The sequence below is a fragment of the Methylorubrum podarium genome (genome assembly GCF_040270385.1).
Classification (GTDB): domain Bacteria; phylum Pseudomonadota; class Alphaproteobacteria; order Rhizobiales; family Beijerinckiaceae; genus Methylobacterium; species Methylobacterium podarium.
Window position 1 is genome coordinate 1 of the sequence record NZ_JBELQE010000059.1, and the last position, 18,614, is coordinate 18,614.

The 18,614-nt window shown below is 70.5% G+C and carries 14 protein-coding genes and 1 pseudogene; 6 read left to right on the forward strand and 9 right to left on the reverse strand.

Annotated elements, in window-relative coordinates; translation table 11 throughout:
* Nucleotides 1-189, forward strand: a pseudogene (locus tag ABS772_RS10175) (transglutaminase family protein); the annotation flags it as partial.
* A 192-nt stretch (nt 190-381) separates the two neighbouring features.
* Here the strand turns inward: ABS772_RS10175 and ABS772_RS10180 are convergent.
* On the reverse strand, nt 382-1,035 hold the full coding sequence (locus ABS772_RS10180) for a TetR/AcrR family transcriptional regulator (protein ID WP_350394210.1): 654 nt from the start codon (nt 1,033-1,035) through the stop codon (nt 382-384).
* An 81-nt stretch (nt 1,036-1,116) separates the two neighbouring features.
* On the opposite strand from ABS772_RS10180, the gene ABS772_RS10185 reads away from it, so the two are divergent.
* Nucleotides 1,117-1,857: a 3-oxoacyl-ACP reductase family protein gene (locus tag ABS772_RS10185; RefSeq protein WP_350394212.1), complete on the forward strand. Its 741-nt coding sequence runs from the start codon at nt 1,117-1,119 to the stop codon at nt 1,855-1,857.
* Between the two features lie 39 nt (nt 1,858-1,896).
* Here the strand turns inward: ABS772_RS10185 and ABS772_RS10190 are convergent, their stop codons facing one another.
* Together ABS772_RS10190 and ABS772_RS10195 are read right to left on the reverse strand one after the other, a co-directional pair.
* Complete coding sequence (locus ABS772_RS10190) at nt 1,897-3,063, reverse strand: multidrug effflux MFS transporter (protein ID WP_350394241.1); 1,167 nt, start codon at nt 3,061-3,063, stop codon at nt 1,897-1,899.
* Between the two features lie 331 nt (nt 3,064-3,394).
* Entirely contained in the window at nt 3,395-3,985 is a 591-nt protein-coding gene (locus ABS772_RS10195; RefSeq protein WP_350394214.1) for a hypothetical protein, read from the reverse strand.
* 211 nt (nt 3,986-4,196) lie between these two features.
* On the opposite strand from ABS772_RS10195, the gene ABS772_RS10200 reads away from it, so the two are divergent.
* Together ABS772_RS10200 and adh are read left to right on the forward strand one after the other, a co-directional pair.
* Nucleotides 4,197-6,017, forward strand: a complete 1,821-nt coding sequence (locus ABS772_RS10200; protein WP_350394216.1) for a serine hydrolase — start codon at nt 4,197-4,199, stop codon at nt 6,015-6,017.
* Between the two features lie 189 nt (nt 6,018-6,206).
* Nucleotides 6,207-7,730 carry an aldehyde dehydrogenase gene (adh, locus tag ABS772_RS10205; protein ID WP_238257132.1) on the forward strand — a complete coding sequence of 508 codons (1,524 nt, stop codon included), beginning with the start codon at nt 6,207-6,209 and terminating at the stop codon, nt 7,728-7,730.
* A gap of 424 nt (nt 7,731-8,154) precedes the next feature.
* Here the strand turns inward: adh and ABS772_RS10210 are convergent, their stop codons facing one another.
* Together ABS772_RS10210 and ABS772_RS10215 are read right to left on the reverse strand one after the other, a co-directional pair.
* On the reverse strand, nt 8,155-10,293 hold the full coding sequence (locus tag ABS772_RS10210) for a TonB-dependent receptor (protein WP_350394218.1): 2,139 nt from the start codon (nt 10,291-10,293) through the stop codon (nt 8,155-8,157).
* Between the two features lie 864 nt (nt 10,294-11,157).
* Complete coding sequence (locus ABS772_RS10215) at nt 11,158-12,060, reverse strand: aldo/keto reductase family oxidoreductase (RefSeq protein ID WP_350394220.1); 903 nt, start codon at nt 12,058-12,060, stop codon at nt 11,158-11,160.
* A 93-nt stretch (nt 12,061-12,153) separates the two neighbouring features.
* On the opposite strand from ABS772_RS10215, the gene ABS772_RS10220 reads away from it, so the two are divergent.
* Nucleotides 12,154-13,062, forward strand: coding sequence for a LysR family transcriptional regulator (locus tag ABS772_RS10220; RefSeq protein WP_350394221.1), 909 nt, complete (start codon nt 12,154-12,156; stop codon nt 13,060-13,062).
* Between the two features lie 33 nt (nt 13,063-13,095).
* Here the strand turns inward: ABS772_RS10220 and ABS772_RS10225 are convergent, their stop codons facing one another.
* The 3 genes from ABS772_RS10225 to ABS772_RS10235 form a co-directional block, all read right to left on the reverse strand.
* Nucleotides 13,096-14,391 carry a type III PLP-dependent enzyme gene (locus tag ABS772_RS10225; RefSeq protein ID WP_350394223.1) on the reverse strand — a complete coding sequence of 432 codons (1,296 nt, stop codon included), beginning with the start codon at nt 14,389-14,391 and terminating at the stop codon, nt 13,096-13,098.
* Nucleotides 14,392-14,572: 181 nt separating this feature from the next.
* A complete protein-coding gene (locus tag ABS772_RS10230; RefSeq protein WP_350394225.1) occupies nt 14,573-16,090 on the reverse strand; it encodes an AMP-binding protein in 1,518 nt (505 codons plus the stop codon).
* Between the two features lie 19 nt (nt 16,091-16,109).
* Nucleotides 16,110-16,361 carry an acyl carrier protein gene (locus ABS772_RS10235; protein WP_096486293.1) on the reverse strand — a complete coding sequence of 84 codons (252 nt, stop codon included), beginning with the start codon at nt 16,359-16,361 and terminating at the stop codon, nt 16,110-16,112.
* A gap of 232 nt (nt 16,362-16,593) precedes the next feature.
* Between ABS772_RS10235 and ABS772_RS10240 the strand changes: the two genes are divergently transcribed.
* Nucleotides 16,594-17,121 (forward strand): DoxX family protein, encoded by a 528-nt coding sequence (locus ABS772_RS10240; RefSeq protein ID WP_350394227.1) that lies wholly within the window; start codon nt 16,594-16,596, stop codon nt 17,119-17,121.
* On the opposite strand, the gene ABS772_RS10245 is transcribed toward ABS772_RS10240, so the two are convergent.
* Nucleotides 17,078-18,559, reverse strand: coding sequence for an MFS transporter (locus tag ABS772_RS10245; RefSeq protein ID WP_350394229.1), 1,482 nt, complete (start codon nt 18,557-18,559; stop codon nt 17,078-17,080). The genes ABS772_RS10240 and ABS772_RS10245 overlap by 44 nt on opposite strands.
* Between the last annotated feature and the right edge of the window lie 55 nt (nt 18,560-18,614).

Genomic DNA, 18,614 nt, shown 5'->3' on the forward strand with positions numbered 1-18,614 from the left:
GGACTCGGGGAGGGCGGCTGGATCGGCCTCGACCCGACCAATGCCTGCGTGGTGCGCGACGACCACATCGTCGTGGCGCGCGCCCGCGACTACGCCGACGTCGCCCCCATCGACGGGATCGTCGCCTCGGCCGGGGCGCAGCGGCTCAGCGTCGAGGTCGACGTCATCCCCGAGGACGAGGCGGCCTGACACCATGTCCGTTTGATCACTTCGGTTTCCCCTGCGTCATTGCGAGGCGGAGCCGTGGCAATCCAGGGCGCGACCCCTCCGGAGATCGCGCGCGCTGGATCGCTTCGGCTCCGCCTCGCGATGACGGGATCGGGCAAGGCCCCAAGCGATCAGCCGGAAACCGTATGACACCCGCGCCGTCGGCCGTCGGCCTTATCGGCGCACTTGCGCGTCCCATCCCGCCATCGCCAGCCGCGCCACCGCCTCCAGCTCGGCCCGGCTCGCGCCGTCGCGGGCCTGGAGCGACAGGCCGCCCTGCACCGTCATCACGAAGCGGGCGAGCGCGGGGAGATCGAGCGCGGGGCTCAGTTCGCCCTCGGCCACCGCGCGGCCGAGACGCACGGTGACCGCCTCGAGGCCGCGGGCGCGCGCCGCCCGCACGCACGCACCGAGTTCCGCCTGCCCCTCGCCGCCGACGGCCGAGAGCGTCACCATGCAGCCGCGCGGTTCGCCGGTTGCACCCGCCTCCGTCAGGGCGGCGGCCGAACTCATCAACAGGGCCTCGACCGCCGCGCGGGCGGTCGGAGCTGCGGCGAACCGGCCCCAGACGCGCGCCTCGTACCGCTCGCCGTAGTGGCGCAAGGCCTCGGCGTAGAGCGCCTCCTTCGAGCCGAAGGCCGCGTAGAGGCTCGGCGAGCCGATCCCCATCGCCGCGGTCAGCTCGGAGATCGAGGTGGCGGCAAATCCCTTGCGCCAGAACAGGTGCATCGCCTCGGTCAGGGCCGCCTCCCGGTCGAAGGCCCGCGGCCGGCCGCGGCCGCGCGGTGCCGCGTCATCGTTGGAGGGCGCTGGTTCAGAATTTTGCATCGATCGTTCTATAATTCGCTTGACCCGAGCGGGCAACGCTCGTAGCCATTTCTGTGTCGTTCGATACAGAAAGATCAGTCGATGAGTGAACTGGCAGGCAAGTGCGCCCTCGTCACCGGCGCCTCCCGCGGCATCGGAGCCGCCATCGCCCTGGCGCTGGCGGAGCGCGGGGCGGATGTGGCGATCACCTACGAGCGGTCGGCCGACCGGGCCGCCGAGGTGGTCCGCGCCATCGAGGCGCGGGGCCGGCGCGGCCTCGCCATCCAGGCCGACAGCGCCGACGCGGCGGCGGTGAAGCGCTCGGTCGATGCGGTCGCCGCGGAGCTCGGCGGCCTCGACATCCTCGTGAACAATGCCGGCATCGCCCGCGGCGGGTCGGTGGCGGAGATGCCGCTCGCCGACATCGACGCGCTTCTCGCCGTGAACGTGCGCTCGGTGGTGCTGGCCTCGCAGGCGGCGATCCCGCATCTCGGGGAGGGCGGACGGATCATCTCGATCGGCTCGTGCCTCGGCGAGCGCGTGCCGTTTCCCGGCGTCACGGTCTACTCGATGACGAAGTCCGCCCTGCTCTCGTTCACCCGGGGGCTGGCGCGCGAAGTCGGCCCCCAGGGCATCACCGTCAACCTCGTGCAGCCCGGATCGACCGACACCGACATGAACCCGGCCGACGGGGCGCAGTCGGACCTCCAGCGCTCCATGACCGCGCTCGGGCACTACGGCAAACCGGAGGACATCGCCGCGGCGGTCGCCTTCCTGGCGAGCCCCGCCGCGCGGCAGATCACCGGCACCACCCTCACGGTGGATGGCGGCGCGAACGCCTGACCGGCGGAGGCGGCCCGGAAACGATCCGGGCCGCCGCTCTCATCCGGACACGCCGGCCCGGTAGAGCCGCCCGCGCTCGGTCCAGGCGACGGTGAGCAGGGCCAGCCCGCCGAGCGCGGCGTAGCCGTAGGCCACCGGCATCACCGTGCCGTCGAAGGCGTGACCGATCACGAAGCCGCAGAAGGCGCCGAGGATCGTGGTGTAGAAGCCGAGGAACGACGAGGCGGTGCCGGCGATGGCGCCCAGCGGCTGGAGCGCCAGGGCGTTGAAGTTCGGCAGGGCGAAGCTGATCAGGAACTGGTTCAGCGCCAGGACCGACAGGAACAGCACCAGCGGCGGGTGCCCCTGGTAGTGCAGGCCGATGCCGACCTGCAGCAGGCCGACCGCGGTGAAGGCGGTGACGCCGGCATGCGACAGGGTCCGCATCCCGAGCCGGCGCACGACGCGGGAATTGATCAGCGTCGCCGCGCCCATGGCGCCGGCCACCACGCCGAAGGCGACGGGGAACAGGCCGCCGAGATGGTAGAGCCCGGTGTCGAACACCTGCTGGGCCGAGCCGACATAGCCCATGATGCAGCCCGTCAGCAGGCCGAGCGCCGTGGCGTAGCCGATCGCGGCGCGGGTGCGCAGCACGGTGAGCAGCGCCGCCGCCGTCGCCGTGAGCGAGAGCGGGCGGCGGTATTCGGGGTGCAGCGTCTCGGGCATGCGCAGGGCGAACCACAGCGTGAGCACGCCGCCGAGCGCCAGCATCGACACGAACACCCAGATCCACGAGCCGAGCAGCAGCATGGTGGCGCCGATCGCCGGGCCGAGCATCGGCACAATCAGGAACACCATCATGATGAGCGACATCACGCTCGCCATCTCGCGGCCCGAGAAGCGGTCGCGCACGATCGCCGTCGAGAGCACCCGGCCGCCGGCCGCGCCCATGCCCTGGATGACGCGGGAGGCGAGCAGCCACTCGTAGCTCGGCGCCAGCATCGAGAGGATGCAGCCCGCGGTGTAGATCCCGAGGCTGATCAGCAGGGTCGGCCGCCGCCCGATCGCGTCCGAGACCGGCCCGTAGACGATCTGCGCCACCCCGAAACCGATCATGTAGACATAGACGAGGAGCTGCAGGCTGTTGGGGTCGGCGACCGAGAACCGTTCCTGGATCAGCGGGAAGGCCGGCAGCAGGTTGTCGATCGACATGGCGGTGACCGCCATCATCAGCGCGACGATGCCGACGAACTCGGCGAATCCCGGCCCGACCCAGGGTGTTGCGCCCGGCGCGGCCTCGGAGGCGGGGCTGCCGGGGGTGGGCCGAGGGGAGGGTGTCACGGTCGGGGATGCTTTCAGGGTCAGTACCGGCCGAAGACGGGCGGCAATCCGGTGTCGTCAACGTCCAAGAACGGAGCGCTTTCCCTCTCCCCTCCGCGGGAGAGGGTGGCCCCCGAAGGGGGTCGGGTGAGGGGAACGCCGCTTTCGGAAAGACCTGTGCCGGCCCCTCTCCCGCTTGCTCCGCAGAGGGGGGAGGGCTTTTTTTAGACGGCCGCGCCTATTTCTGCGGCTCGTCACCCATCGCCGCGCTGAGCCGCGCGTAGTTCTTCGTCACCAGGGCGATGTTGGACGGCGAGGGCTTGGCCGGCTCGCCCGCGGCGAGCGCCTCCTTGATCTCCTTGACCGCCTCGGCCTTCTCCTTGGCGGGCATCGTCTTGTCGGCCTGCAAAGCCGCGAGCTGCTTCTTCAGGAGCGGCGCGGCGCCGACATAGCTCTTCGTCTCGGGATCGATCCCGCCGAGCACCGCGTCGACGGTGTCGCTGGCATCCTGAAACTCTTCGAGGCTCGCGAAGCCGTTCCGCTTCACGATCGCCTCGGCCTGGGCCTGCGCCCCCGCCTCGGCCTTCGGGTCCGGCTTGTCGGGCGCGCCGCCGGACAGCTTGGCGAGTTCGGGCTGCGCGACGAGGAGGCCGTCGATCTGCGCCTGCGTCAGCGCGATCTCCCTGCCCGGCTCCGGCGCCGCGGTGGGCGCGCGATCCGGCGCGGCGGGGGGCTTCGCCTGGGCGAGCGCGGCCCCGGAACCGAGCACGGCTCCGGCGAGGAGGGCGGACAGGGAAACAGCGTGCAGGGCGCGCGAAAGAATCGTCATGATCGTCTGCCTCTGATGTCTCGTCGGCTGCACCGGGCCGTGGTCCGCGCGCGTGGCGCGGGTCCCGCCCGGGGCGACGCGCTTCTCGCAACGGGTCGCGGCGAAACCGTGATCGCGGCCCTGGTCCCCATGCGGGGGCCGCGGAGCGCCACGCCCCGGCCGCAAAGCCCGCTTCTGCTCCGCCGGCCGACCGCGAGGAGACCGCAGCCCCGTGAGCCAGATCTCCGTGAGACAGGGATGCCGGCGGCTCGCCGCGGGCCCGCACCGCGCGCTGCCGGTTCTCGCCGCCTTGCTCGCCGGCCTCGCGGGCTGGATCGCGGCCCCGGCGCGCGCCGAGGCGGATTTCGCCGAGCGGGCCGACGCCCTCGTCGCCCCCTACATCGAGGCGGGCCTGTTCTCCGGCGTCATCCTCGTGGCGAAGGACGGGCAGCCGGTCTTCCGCCGCGCCTACGGCCTCGCCGACCGCGAGTGGGAGATCGCGAACACGCCGCAGACCCATTTCCGCATCGGCTCGCTCACCAAGGCCTTCACCGCGGCCGCCCTGCTGAAACTCTCGGAAGCCGGCCGGCTCGGCCTCGACGATTCGATCCGCCGCTGGGTCCCCTCCGTGCCGGAGGCCTGGGCAGGGGTGAGCCTGCGCCACCTGCTGCAGCACCGCTCGGGCATCATCAACTTCACCGCGCTGCCGAACTACTACGACCAGATCGCGCGGGTCGATCACACGCCGGCGCAGATCGTGGCGCTCGTCGCGAACGACCCGCTGCTGTTCCCGCCGGGCGAGCGCTTCGAGTACAGCAACACCAACTACGTGCTGCTCGGCATGGTGATCGAGGCCGCCTCGGGCCAGTCCTACGAGGCGTACCTGCGCGAAGCGATCCTCGCGCCGCTGGGTCTGAAGGAAACCGGCTACGACGACCTCACCATGATCCTGCCGCGACGGGCGGCGGGCTACCGCCGCGGCCGGGCGCAGTGGCGCAACGCCGTGCCGATGGCGGCGAGCTCGGCCTACGCCGCGGGCGCGCTCTACTCCACGGTCGACGACCTGCTCGCCTGGGACGAGGCGCTCGCCGGCCCGCGCCTGCTCTCGGAGGCGTCGCGCGCGGCGATGTTCACCGACAACGGCACCGGCTACGGCCTCGGCTGGTTCGTCTCCCGCGCCTTCGGCAAGCCGGGCGACAGGACGAGCGGCCACCGCGTCGTCGGCCATGCCGGCTCGATTCCCGGCTTCCTCTCGATCAACGACATCTATCCGGACGACCGGCTGACCGTGATCGTGCTCTCGAACACCGAGACCGCCCCGGCCCAGAAGATCGCCCGCGACCTCGCCGCGCTCCATCTCGGCCATTACGAGGCGCCCGAGGCCATCGTGCTGGAGGACGTGATCCTCGACCGCTATCCCGGCACCTACCGCCTCGGCCCCCGCGCCTTCCTCACCGTCGCCCGGGAGGGAAGGGGCCTGAGCGCGCGGATGGACGGACCCGGCCTGCGCGAGCCCGCCTTTCCGTTCGTGCCGGAGAGCGACCGGACCTTCGTCAGCCCGGTCGCCGACATGCGCCTCACCTTCGAGACCGAGCCCGACGGCACGCCCACCGGGGTGATCCTGCACCGCGACCGCCGCGACCGGACCGGGCCGCGGGTGACCGAGGCGGAGGCGCGGGCGAGCCTCGCCGAGCCGCCGCGCCCGCACCGCGAGATCGCCATCGACCGTTCCGCCCTGGCGGCGCTCGCCGGCCGCTACGCCCTGGCGCCGGGCTTCGAGATCGCGGTGACCGTCGAGGACGGGCGGATCTTCGCGCAGGGCACGCGGCAGCCGCGCAACGAGCTGTTTCCGGAGGGCGAGCGCGCCTTCTTCCTGCGCGCGGTCGACGCGCGGATCACCTTCACCGCCGACGAGGCGGGCCGCGTCACCGGCCTGATCCTGCACCAGAACGGCCTCGACACCGACGCGCCCCGTTTGCCCGACGACGGCGCCCCGGCGTCACGCCTTGGACCAAGGGCGGGGTCGCCACCGGACCCGAAAGGGTCTAACTGATTCAGCCGCGGCGGCATGATCGGCGGCCGCCGAAAACAGTTGCGAAAACAATCAAGTCGGCGGCCGCCAGAAGCCGCGTTGGCCAAAAGTCCACCTTGATCAGACGGGGCGGCTGCTCTTGTCTCCCGCGGCAAAGCGGCAAGACCGGCGGCAAAGCGGTCGACGAACGAGCGCAATGGAGGAAACGCGATGAACAAGCCCGAATTCCTGGCGGACGCCAAGACGAAGTCCCCCTTCTCGGCGCGCTACGACAACTTCATCGGCGGCCAGTGGGTCGCGCCCGTCGGCGGCCGCTACTTCGAGAACACCTCCCCCATCACCGGCAAGGTGATCTGCGAGGTCGCCCGCTCCGACGCGCAGGACATCGACAAGGCGCTCGACGCCGCGCACGCCGCCAAGGACGCCTGGGGCCGCACCGCTCCGGCCGAGCGCGCGCGCATCCTCAACAAGATCGCCGACCGGATGGAGGAGAACCTCGACCTGATCGCGCTCGCCGAGACCTGGGACAACGGCAAGCCGATCCGCGAGACCACCGCCGCCGACATCCCGCTCGCCATCGACCATTGGCGCTACTTCGCCAGCTGCGTGCGGGCGCAGGAAGGCGCGATCTCCGAGATCGACCACGACACGGTGGCCTACCACTTCCACGAGCCGCTCGGCGTCGTCGGCCAGATCATTCCGTGGAATTTCCCGATTCTGATGGCGGTGTGGAAGCTGGCGCCGGCGCTCGCCGCCGGCAACTGCGTCGTGCTCAAGCCCGCCGAGCAGACCCCGGCCTCGATCCTCGTGGTGCTGGAACTCATCGGCGACCTGCTGCCGCCGGGCGTGGTCAACGTTGTCAACGGCTTCGGCCTCGAGGCCGGCAAGCCGCTGGCCTCTTCGCCGCGCATCGCCAAGATCGCCTTCACGGGTGAGACGACCACCGGCCGCCTCATCATGCAGTACGCCTCGCAGAACCTGATCCCGGTCACGCTGGAGCTCGGGGGCAAGTCGCCGAACATCTTCTTCGGGGACGTCGCCAACGAGGACGACGACTTCTTCGACAAGGCCCTCGAAGGCTTCACCATGTTCGCCCTCAACCAGGGCGAGGTCTGCACCTGCCCGAGCCGCGCGCTGGTGCACGAGTCGATCTACGACCGCTTCATCGAGCGCGCGATCAAGCGCGTCGAGGCGATCACGCAGGGCTCGCCGCTGGACCCGGCGACCATGATCGGCGCCCAGGCCTCCTCCGAGCAGCTGGAAAAAATCCTGAGCTACGTCGATATCGGCCGCCAGGAGGGTGCCGAGTGTCTGACGGGCGGCGCCCGCGGCACCCGCGAGGGCGACCTCGCCGACGGCTTCTACATGCAGCCGACGGTGTTCAAGGGCCACAACAAGATGCGGATCTTCCAGGAGGAGATTTTTGGGCCCGTCCTCTCGGTCACGACCTTCAAGGACGACGAGGAGGCGCTCTCCATCGCCAACGACACGCTCTACGGCCTCGGCGCCGGCGTGTGGACCCGCGACGGCACCCGCGCCTACCGCTTCGGCCGCGCCATCCAGGCCGGCCGCGTCTGGACGAACTGCTACCACGCCTACCCGGCCCACGCGGCCTTCGGCGGCTACAAGCAGTCCGGCATCGGCCGCGAGACCCACAAGATGATGCTCGACCATTACCAGCAGACCAAGAACATGCTGGTCAGCTACTCCTCGAAGAAGCTCGGCTTCTTCTAGGAGCCTCCGATCGTTCGAGACACAGGTCAGCCCCGGCCGCGAGGCCGGGGTTTTTTTTCATGTTTGATACCGTTTCCGATTGATTCCTTCGGTGTTGCTTCCCGTCAATCCGGGGCGCCGAAGGCGAACCCGGGATGACGGGTGTGGCGGCTGAACCGAACTGATCAACCGGAAACCGTATGACGCCACCGGCGCCAGTCGAAAGCAGCTTGGCACGGTTTCCGGTTGATCGCTTCGGTCAGAGCAGGGCTTGTCCCCTCCCCCTTGCGGGGAGGGGTTCGGGGTGGGGGTGATGCAGGAGGCACCGCGGCGCTCGATCCGGCACCACCCCCACCTCCCTCCTCCTCCCTCCTCCCCACAAGGGGGAGGAGAGGGGGCGATCCGGGGCGCGCCTCGCAACGACGCCGGCGGCCGCCCGGCCTCGTCAGAAGTCGAGGGAGGCGGACAGGATGAAGGTCCGGGGCGAGGCGACCGTCACGAAAGTGCCCGTCGTGAGCCAGTACCGGTTGTCGGCCACGTTCTCGACGTTGAACCGAAGGGTGACCGGACGATCGTAGACGATCGTCGCGTAGCGAAGTCCGAGATCGACCCGCGCCCAGTCGGGGAACTGCAGCGTGTTGGCGTTGGTCAGGTAGGAGCCCGACGTGTAGATCACCCGCCCGTTCAGGGTGAGCCCGGGAACCCAGGGCGTGTCCCATTCGAGCCCGGCCGAGACCGTCAGATCGGGCACGCCGGCGGCGTCGTTCCCGCGTTCAAGCGGATTGGCCGGTTTGGTCAGTTCGGGACGGAGGAAGGTCGCACTCGCGAAACCGCGCACGCTCGGCACGATCGCGCCGTAGGCGGACAATTCGAGGCCCTGGTTGCGCTGCTCGCCGTCGTAGGCCAGGGCGTTGGCGGCGGTGCGGACCTGGTTCGGCCGGCTGATCTGGAACAGCGCCGCCGTCGTCGTGATGGTGCCCCAGTCGATCTTGATGCCGACTTCCTGCTGATCGGACTTGTAGGGGCTGAGGATCTCGCCCGTATTGCTGTAGCCGGCCCCGACGATCGTCCCCGAGGTCAGACCCTCGGCGTAGTTCGCGTAGAGCGCGACGTTCTGCCAGGGCTTGATCACGATGCCGGCGAGGGGCGAGGTCGCATCGGCGTCGTACTCGGTCGTCCGCAGGCCGGTCGTGGTGCTGTAGCCCTGCTGATGCACCATCTGGTAGCGGACGCCCGCCGTCAGCAGGACGGTGTCGTCGGCGATCGACATCGTGTCGACGACGGCGACGCTCGTCAGCGACGTGTCCGAGGCTCGGCGGGGATCGATCCGCGCGCCGGTCACGACCGGAAGCGGCGAGGGGCGGTAGATGTTCGACGGCACCGACTGCGCCGCCGAGTTCGCGACATAGGCGTTTCCGTCCTCGCGCGTGAAGCCGGTGAAGACGAAGTTGAGCGAGTGGTTGATGAAGCCGGTGTCGAAGCGGGCCTTCAGGCCGGCATTGCCGCTGACGGAGCTGCTGTAGGAATCGTAGTAGGCGTTGATGAGCCGGAAATTGCCGAGCGCGTCCGCTCCGCTCGTGAAGCCGGCGACGCGGGAATCCGGGAAGGTCTGCTCGTTCGAGCCGGCGCGATAGCCGATGCCGCCATAGGCCGTCAGCCAGTCGGTCAGATCGTACTCGATGAAGGAGGCGATCGTGTTGTCCCGCTGCTTGAGCAGCGTTCCCGGATACCAGTTGCCGCGGGCGTCCGGCGGCCGGGGAATGAACGGGATCGTCGACTGCAGGGTCATCTGCGGACGGAAATTCTTGGTGTCGTCGTTCTGCGTGATGACGTCGAGGGCCCAGCGCAGACGCTCGCCCTGATAGTCGAGGGCGAGCGCCCCCAGTCCGGTCTGCCAGTTGCCGTCGTTGATCGACGCCTCTCCGGTCCGGCCCAGGCCGTTGAACCGGATGCCCCATTCCTTGTTCTCGCCGCCCCGCATGCTGGCATCGACATGCGCACCGAAATTGCCGGCGCTGATGAATTGCGGCGTGACCCGGACGAACGGCACATCGAGTGCGCGCTTGGTCACGATGTTGATGCTGCCGCCGACGCTGCCGCCCGGCGGGATGCCGTACATGAACGCGCCCGGCCCCTTCAGCAATTCGATGCGCTCGATGTACTGCGCGGCGACGCGGTTGGAGGAGATCAGCCCGTAGAGACCGTTCAGGCCGACGTCCTGAGCCGGAACCTGGAAGCCCCGGATCTGGAATGTGTCGTCGAAGCCGTTGCTGCCCGTGGTCAGCCGCACCGACGCGTCGTTGACGAGCGTGTCCGCGACGGTGCGCGCCTGCTGATCCTGGATCACCTGCTGCGTGAAGTTGACCGTGCTGAACGGCGTGTTCAACGCGTCCCGGGTTCCGAGCACGCCCAGCGAGCCGCCGCGGGCGAACTGACCGCCGGCATAGGGGGCGGGCAGGTCCTTCAGGAGGCCGACGCCCTGACCGACCCGTCCGACATTGCCGACCTGACCGTGGACCGCGAGTTCGTCGAGCTGCACCGCATCCTGCGCCCAGGCTCTCGTCACCGACCACGGTCCGGCCATGCCGAGCGAGGCCGCGCAGATCAGAGCGCAGATTGAGGTTGTAGCAAGTTGATATCCAGGATTGAACACCGCTGCGTCCTTAGTCCGATGACCAGCGGAGTGCGCTCACGCAGGGCCATAGAGGTGCTTCAAGTCGTCATGCGACTTCAACTGCACTAATATTTTGAGCGAGTAGGCGATCACAGCGATGTGAGCAAGCGGACTGTGGTCATTGCTCTGTGGATGTGTTCCCACAGCAACTAAAACGAATTGTTCTAACTAAGATGTTGCCGCCGGCCTCGGGCCGCAGCGGCTGGGCGAGAGAGGCTTCTCGGACCAGCGGTGCCGGTCGGGCGTGGCGGCGGCACGCTGCTGCGCGCGCAGCCGCAGCGCGGGGCCATCGCGTATCCGGACAAGCCTCCGCCGCCGGCCCTTTCTGAGGCGTGCCCGGGAAGGACCGAGGGGATCAAAAACGGTGGTCTCGATGGGGTGTCGCGGATCGACCGGTCGCCTCCCGGCCGCACCGCCATCGATGTCCTCCCCCGTCATTCCGGGGCCGCGCAGCGGAACCCGGAACCCACGACTAGGCACGCCTGCCTGTCGGGACCTTAGGCATCTCGGGTGGATTCCGGGTTCTCGCCTGCGGCGAGCCCCGGAATGACGGCGGTGGCGACGACGTCCGCGGCGAGCGCTCGCTCACACGCGTTCGCAGCCTCGACAGCGGCGGACCGCGATCAACGAATTCGTGAACTTCTTGAATTGCGAGGCGAAGCCGTGGCCATCGACGGCGCGACATCTCCTGACGGGTCGCGCCCTGGATCGCTTCGGCTCCGCCTCGCGATGACGGAGAGGGGCAAAGCCCCAGCAAATTAATCCGAAATCGTATCACTCCCCGGACGAAGGCGCGATCCGGCCAAGCTCCGCCATCGCCGCGTCCGGCAGCGTCAGGTCGGCGGCGGCCAGGTTCTCCCGGAGATGCGCGACCGACGACGTGCCGGGAATCAGCAGGATGTTGGGCGCGCGGCGCAGGAGCCAGGCGAGCGCGACCTGCATCGGCGTCGCGCCGAGCCGCTCGGCCACCCCGGACAACGTCGTCGATTGCAGCGGGCTGAAGCCCCCGAGCGGGAAGAACGGAACGTAGGCGATCCCGGCCGCCGCGAGGTCGTCGACGAGCGCGTCGTCCGCCCGGTGCGCGAGGTTGTACGCGTTCTGGACGCAGACGATCTCCGCGATCCTCCGCCCCTCGGCGACCTGCCGGGCCGTCACGTTGCTGAGCCCGATCCGGCGCACCAGACCCTGGCGCTGAAGATCCGCCAGCACGGCGAGAGGGGCCTCGATGGAGCCCTCGGCCGGTCCCGACACGTCGAACATGATGCGCAGGTTGACGACATCGAGCGCGTCCACGCCGAGATTGCGCAGGTTGTCGTGGACCGCGCGGGTGAGATCCTCCGCCGAGAAGGCCGGATTCCACGACGCGTCCGCTCCCCGCTTCGCACCGATCTTGGTGACGATGACGAGATCGTCCGGATAGGGATGAAGCGACTCACGGATGATCTGGTTGGTCACGTGCGGGCCGTAGAAGTCGCTCGTATCGATGTGGTTCACGCCGCGGGCGACCGCCTCGCGCAGGACGGCGACGGCGCCGTCCCGGTCCTTCGGCGGGCCGAACACGTGCGGGCCGGCGAGCTGCATCGCGCCGTAGCCCAGACGCCTCACCGGGCGATCGCCCAGGGCATAGGTGCCGGCTTTGCCGAGATCGTTGGCGAGACCATTGTCGCGATCGGTCATGGGTGTCTCCTGTATGACGCCCTCGGATCTAGACGCTGCCGCGCTGCGCGATAATACGGTTCAATCAGCACGGGCTGTACGAAGGAGCGAACAGTGTCGGCGGATCTCGGGGACCTCGCCGCCTTCGTCGCCGTCGCGGAGGCGGGCGGCTTTCGCGACGGCGCGCGGGCCGGCGGCATGAGTGCGTCCGGGCTGAGCGAGGCGGTCCGCAGGCTGGAACGACGCTTGGGCGTCCGCCTGCTGAACCGCACGACGCGCAGCGTCGCCCCGACCGAGGCGGGGGCGCGTCTCCTGGAACGTCTGACGCCGGCCCTCGGCGAGGTCGAGGCGGCACTCGACGTCGTCAACGGGTTCCGCGACCGGCCGGCGGGCACGCTCCGGCTCAACGTGCCGGTCAGCGCGGCCCGGCTGGTCCTGCCCAAGATCGTGCCGCCGTTCCTGGCCGCCTATCCGGACATCCGCCTCGACGTGGTCGCCGAGGAGAGCTTCGTCGATGTCCTGGCCGCGGGCTGCGATGCCGGCATCCGCTACGACGAGCGGCTCGAACAGGACATGATCGCCGTCCCGATCGGCCCGCGGGAGCAGCGCTTCGCCACGGTCGCCGCGCCGGCCTATCTCGACCGGCACGGCCGTCCGGAGCATCCGCGCGCGCTCCTCACCCATGCCTGCATCGGCGGCCGGTTCGCGAGCGGCCGGAAGACGGAATGGGAGTTCGAGCGGGACGGGGAGCTCGTGCGCGTCGATCCGAGCGGGCCGCTCACCGTGCGCGTCGGCGGTGCCACCGACCTCGCGGTCGAGGCGGCGATCGCCGGGGTCGGCATCCTCACCCTGTTCGAGGACTGGCTGCGGCCGCACCTCGACAGCGGCGCCCTGGAGCCGGTTCTGGAGCCGTGGTGGCCGCGGTTCTCCGGCCCGTTCCTGTACTATCCCGGCCGCCGCTACCTTCCGGCACCGCTCCGCGCCTTCGTCGATTTCATCGGCCGGTCGCGGCGCGCGTCCTGACGTCGCGGACGGGGCGAGGGCAGGCGGGCGCGATCAGCCCCGGGGCCGGATCGCGGTCGCCCGGCCGCCCTCCACAAGCAGCTCGGCCGGCATCGGGTGGCTCAGGAAGCCCGTCGGGCTCGCCGTCAGTCCGTAGGCGCCGGATTGCAGCACGGCCACGAGATCGCCCTCGGCCAGCGGCGGCAGGGGGGCGGCCCGCGCCAGCATGTCGAGGGGCGTGCAGAGCGGGCCGACCACGGCGGTGGCCGCGGGCTCGGCGCCACCGCCGTCGACGACCGCCGCCAGCGGAAAGTCGCGCTTGACGATCTGTCCGAGATTGCCGCTCGCGGCGAGGTGGTGATGCATGCCGCCATCGGTGATGACGAAGCGGCTGCCGCGGGATGCCTTCACCGCCAGCACCCGCGCCACGTAGATCCCCGCCGGCCCGGTGAGGTAGCGGCCGGGCTCCAGCACCACGCGGGCGCCGGCCAGCAAGGGATCGGCCCGCAGCGTCGCGGTCAGCTCGGGCAGCCCGGCGCGGAGCGCGCCGAGATCGAGGGCGGCGTCGCCGGAGAAGTACGGGATGCCGAGGCCGCCGCCGAGGTCGATCGTCTCCAGCGGCCGCCCGATCCGTCGCGCGATCCGCGCCGCGAGGCCGAGGCCGTAGGCCCACTGGCCGAGTAGCGTCTCCGCCTTCAGCCCCTGCGTGCCCGCGAACAGGTGCAGCCCGACGAGGCGCAGCGCGGCCTGCGCCTCCACCGCATCGATGGCCGCATCCATCGCCTCCTCGTCGAAGCCGAAGGGCGAGGGCTTGCCGCCCATCCGCATCGCCCCGCCCTGGGCGGCGGCGCCGGGATTGATCCGCAGGGCCACCCGCACCATCACGCCGTGGCGCTCGCCCGCCGCCGCGACGCGAAACATCTCCTCGCGGTTCTCGAGATGGATCTCGCCGATGCCGCCCGCGACCACCCGGTCGAGGTCGGCCGCGCCCTTGCCCGGACCCGCGAACAGGATTCTTTCGGGGGGGACACCGGCCTCGATGGCGGCGTCGAACTCGGCACTCGAGGCGATCTCGGCCCCCGCGCCCTCCTCGTGGAAGACGCGGATCACCGCCGGGTTCGGGTTCGCCTTGACGGAGTAGTCGATCGCCGCGAAGCCGGCCAAAGCGTCGCGCAGCGCCCGGTAGGTCCGGCGCATCGTCGCGGCATCGTAGACGAAGAGCGGCGTGCCGAAGTCTTCCGCGAGTTCGGTCAGCGGCAACCCGCCGACACGGAGAATACCCGCCTCGTCGCGCGAAAAGTTTTTGGCGATCAGCGCGGCGGCGAGGTCGGAGGAAACAGCCTGGGTCATGACGAACTCATGATAGCGGCTCGCCCCATCCTCGACCTCATCCTGAGGTGGCGACGCGCAGCGGCGCCCTCGAAGGGTGCTCCAGGGGCCGCGCGCCTTCTGGATGATCCTTCGAGGCCGCTACGCGGCACCTCAGGATGAGGACGGTGGGTGGGATTCTGCCGACGCCTGCGCATCGACCCTAGATTTCCGCCGCCGCCCGCTCGGCGGTGAGGCGCTTGTAATCGACCTTGCCGTTGGGCGTGGTCGGGAGCACCGCCACCGCCTCGATCGTGCGGGGGACGAGGTGGGGCGCCAGCGCCCTGCGCAAGGCTTGCAGGACGTCCGCCGTGCCCGGCGCACCCTCGGCGGGGACGGTGACCGCGTGGATGCGCTGGCCGAGGCTCGGATCGGGCAGGCCGATCACGGCCGCCGCGCGGAAGGCGCCGGTCTCCATCAGCGCCGCCTCGACCTCGGTCGGGCTCACCCGGAACCCTTGCGTCTTGATCATCGTGTCCTCGCGGCCGATGAAGCGGAAGAAGCCGTCGGCATCCTCCACCACGAGGTCGCCGGAGCGGCAGACGAGCCCCGGTTCGCGTCCGGGCGGCGGGAAGGGATCGGGCACCAGCACGCGGGCGGTGTCCTCCGGCCGCTTCCAGTAGCCCATCGAGACGGTGGGGCCGCGGTGATGCAGGATTCCGGGCTCATTCGGCCGCGCCCGCCGTCCGTCGGGGGTGAGCGCGAAGATCTCGGTCTCGGGAATGGCGCGGCCGATCGAGTCCGGCCGCCGGTCGATCTCTTCGGGCGGCAGGTAGGTCGAGCGGAAGGCTTCCGTGAGGCCGTACATCAGCACGATGGCCGTGTGCGGCAGCCGGGCGCGCAGGCGCGCGATGGTCGGCAGGGCGAGGCTGCCGCCGGAATTGGTGATGGCGCGCAGCGCCGAGAGGTCGGCCGTGGCCAGGTGCGGCGCGGCCCGGCTCAGCAGCGTCCACAGCGTCGGCACGCCCGCCAGCAAGGTGATGCGGTGGGCCTCCAGCGCCCGCACCACGTCGTCGCCGAGCCGCGGCGTCAGGAGGACGATCCGCGCCCCCTGCTCGACGCTGGTGAGCAGCTGGTTGAGGCCGTAATCGAAGGAGAAGGGCAGCACCGAGAGGATGCGGTCCTGTGGGCCGATTCCGAGATAGGTCCGCACGATGCGGGTGCCGGCGATCAGGTTGGCGTGGGAGAGCATCACGCCCTTGGGCAGGCCGGTCGAACCCGACGTGTAGAGGATCGCCGCCAGCCCCTCCGGAGCCGGCTCGCCGGGCAGGAGGGCGGCGCCGTCCCCGCCCGTCTCCTCGGTCAGGACGCGCACTCCCGAAAGATCGTCCAGCGCGCCCTCCAGCCCGGCGGCGTGGGGCGCATCGGTCAGCAGCGTCCGCGCGCCGCTGTCGGCGACGATGTGGTGGACCTGGCGCGGGCGCAACGACGGATGGATCGGCACGAACACGCCGCCCGCGGCGGCGACCGCGAAGATCGCCACGCATTCGCGGATCGATTTCGGCAGGAGGATCGCGACCCGGTCTCCGGGCCGCAGGCCGAGGTCTTCCATGCGCGCCGCCAGCGCGGCGACGCGGGCCCGGAAGGCGCCGTAGGTGAGGGTCTCGGCCCCGTCGACGATCGCCGGGGAATCGTCCGCGCCGGCTCCTTCGAGCAGGTGGTGCAGCAGCGTCGGGGCCATGGAACGGATCGGGCGGGGATCAGACGTCGGAACGCCGGTCGTCGATGAAGTGGGCCAGCGTGTCGACGCTGGCGAAGTTGGCGAGATCGAAGCTGTCCTCGTCGATCTCGACGCCGAAGCGGTCGCCGAGATGCATCATCAGGTCGAGGATGCCGATCGAATCGAGCGCGTCGCTGGTCACGAGGGAGGTCTCCCCGGTGACGGCGCCGGAGGGAAGGCCCGGGTTGCGGGCCGCGATGAAGGCGAAGATCGCCTCCCGCACGTCGGCCATCGACTGAACCACGGCTTGGATGCCCCTCGATCCGTCCTGTGCTGGTCTCGGGTTGCGGGCTTAAGCCCATCGCAAGGGCAAGTCCATCGCAAGTCCATGGCAAGTCCATGGCGGGCCCCTGGTTCACGAACGATCCCCAGCGATCCGCCGCTTCGCGCGATCCGCTTAACCCGCGATTCACGCTGCCCGCCGAGGCTTTCCGGCATTCCTTCCCTCCCGGAGTCCTCGGCCCGTGTTCGGTTCAGCCCAGAACGGCGTCCTCCTCGCCGCCCGCCTCCTTATGGTCTCGGCCCTGCTGCCGACCGGCATCGCGCGGGCGCTCAACGTCTCCGGCTTCGCGGTGACGCTGGCGGGCGCCGGCTGCCCCGCCCCGAACGCGATGGCGACGGCGGCCGTGATCGTGCAGGTGTTCGGGCCGCTCGCGGTCATCCTCGGCGTGATGCCGCAGCTCACCGGGCTCGCCATGGCCGGCTTCGTCGCCGGCATGGCGGCCCTGCTGCACCCGTTCTGGCTCCATGCCGGGGCCGCCGCGGTGACCGAGCGCAGCTTCCTCCTCGCCGATCTCGGGCTCGCCGGCGCTTTCCTGATGTACGCGATGACCGGCCCCGGCGCCTGGAGCTGGCGCGGCTTCTTCGGCGCCGGCGCGGCGTCGGCCTTCGCACAGGCGCCCGCCAAGGCATCGGCCAAGGCCCCAGCGCGCGCCAAGCCCGGCGGCGTCAAGCGGACGGGCGGCCGGGCTCCGGCGCGTGCCGCGGCGTGATCGGCGCCAGGCTCTGAGGCGACCCGTCGGCGGGTCTCGGCACGGCCTCGGCGACCCGCCGCTGGCCCGAGACCTCCGACCCGGCATCCGGCGCCAGCCGCCGGAACACGAAGAACGAGCCCGCCGAGATCACGGCCACCGCGAGGAAGGCGAGGGGGAAATCCCCCGCCTCGATCCCGGAATGGCCGTGCCAGGAGGCGGCGCCCTCCAGCGCCAGGGCGCCGATGGAGACGCCGAGGCTCAGCGAGAGCTGCTGCGCGACGCTGGCCAAGCTCGTCGCCGCGCTCATCTCGCGCGAATCGAGGTCGGCATAGGCGATGGCGTTGACGCAGGTGAATTGCAGGGAGCGCACGCAGCCGCCGAGCAGCAGCACGCTGACGATGATCCAGTGCGGCGTCTCGGCCGTGAACAGCCCGTTGGCGGCGAGGAAGGCGGCGGCGACCAGCGCGTTCGTCACCATCACCCGGCGGAAGCCGTGGGCGCGCAGGATGCGCGGGCCGACGATCTTGATCAGCAGCGCCCCCGCCGCCGCGGCGAAGGTGATGAGACCCGAATGCAGCGGGTCGAGGCCGAAGCCGATCTGCAGCATCAGCGGCAGCAGGAAGGGGATCGCCCCGGTGCCGATGCGGAACAGGCTTCCCCCCGTCACCGCGGCGCGGAAGGTGTCGTGCTTGAGGAGGTCGAGGCGGATCAGCGGGTGCGCGGCGCGCCTCGCGTGGCGCAGGTAGAGCCCGACGAGGACGATCCCGCCGGCCATGCAGGCCCAGGACACGCCGTCCGGCAGGAGGTGGCGCCCGGTCGCGGCGAAGCCGAGCATCATCAGGGCGAGCCCGCCGCCCGACAGGAGGAAGCCGACCCCGTCCAGCGGCGGGCGCGTCTCCTCGCGGATGTCGCCGAAATACAGGGTCGCCAGCACGATGCCGGCGAGCCCGATCGGGATGTTGATGAAGAAGATCCAGCGCCAGTCGGCGTAGGTGGTGATGAAGCCGCCGAGCGGCGGCCCGAGGATCGGGCCGATCAGCGCGGGGATGGTGAGGTAGGCGAGCGCCCCGACGAGTTCGGATTTCGGCACCGAGCGAAGGATCACGAGGCGGCCGACCGGCACCATCATCGCGCCGCCGATCCCCTGCACGAAGCGGGCGGCGACGAAGCCGGCCAGCGAGTTCGCGGCGGCGCAGGCGAGCGAGCCCGCCATGAACACGCAGAGCGCGGCCCGGAAGACGTTGCGGGCGCCGTAGCGGTCGGCGGCCCAGCCCGAGACGGGAATGAAGATCGCCAGACTCACGAGATAGGCGGTGAGCGCGAGCTTGAGGGCGATCGGGTCCACGCCGAGGCTCGCCGCGATCGCCGGCAGCGCCGTGGCGATCACCGTCGAGTCGGTGTTCTCCATGAACAGCGCGGTGGCGACGACGAGGGGGACGATCTGGGCGGGACGCATCGGCAGGGAGAAGCGCGCAACGCACCGAAGGGTTGCGCCGGGGGAGGGAAGCGTC

Coding starts and splice junctions, on each gene's coding strand:
- adh (WP_238257132.1), top strand. CDS start 6,207: ATGAACAAGCCCGAATTCCTGGCGGACGCCAAGACGAAGTCCCCCTTC.
- ABS772_RS10185 (WP_350394212.1), top strand. CDS start 1,117: ATGAGTGAACTGGCAGGCAAGTGCGCCCTCGTCACCGGCGCCTCCCGC.
- ABS772_RS10245 (WP_350394229.1), bottom strand. CDS start 18,559: ATGCGTCCCGCCCAGATCGTCCCCCTCGTCGTCGCCACCGCGCTGTTC.
- ABS772_RS10190 (WP_350394241.1), bottom strand. CDS start 3,063: ATGGCGGTCACCGCCATGTCGATCGACAACCTGCTGCCGGCCTTCCCG.
- ABS772_RS10235 (WP_096486293.1), bottom strand. CDS start 16,361: ATGGCCGACGTGCGGGAGGCGATCTTCGCCTTCATCGCGGCCCGCAAC.
- ABS772_RS10215 (WP_350394220.1), bottom strand. CDS start 12,060: ATGACCGATCGCGACAATGGTCTCGCCAACGATCTCGGCAAAGCCGGC.
- ABS772_RS10225 (WP_350394223.1), bottom strand. CDS start 14,391: ATGACCCAGGCTGTTTCCTCCGACCTCGCCGCCGCGCTGATCGCCAAA.
- ABS772_RS10230 (WP_350394225.1), bottom strand. CDS start 16,090: ATGGCCCCGACGCTGCTGCACCACCTGCTCGAAGGAGCCGGCGCGGAC.
- ABS772_RS10180 (WP_350394210.1), bottom strand. CDS start 1,035: ATGCAAAATTCTGAACCAGCGCCCTCCAACGATGACGCGGCACCGCGC.
- ABS772_RS10195 (WP_350394214.1), bottom strand. CDS start 3,985: ATGACGATTCTTTCGCGCGCCCTGCACGCTGTTTCCCTGTCCGCCCTC.
- ABS772_RS10210 (WP_350394218.1), bottom strand. CDS start 10,293: ATGGCCGGACCGTGGTCGGTGACGAGAGCCTGGGCGCAGGATGCGGTG.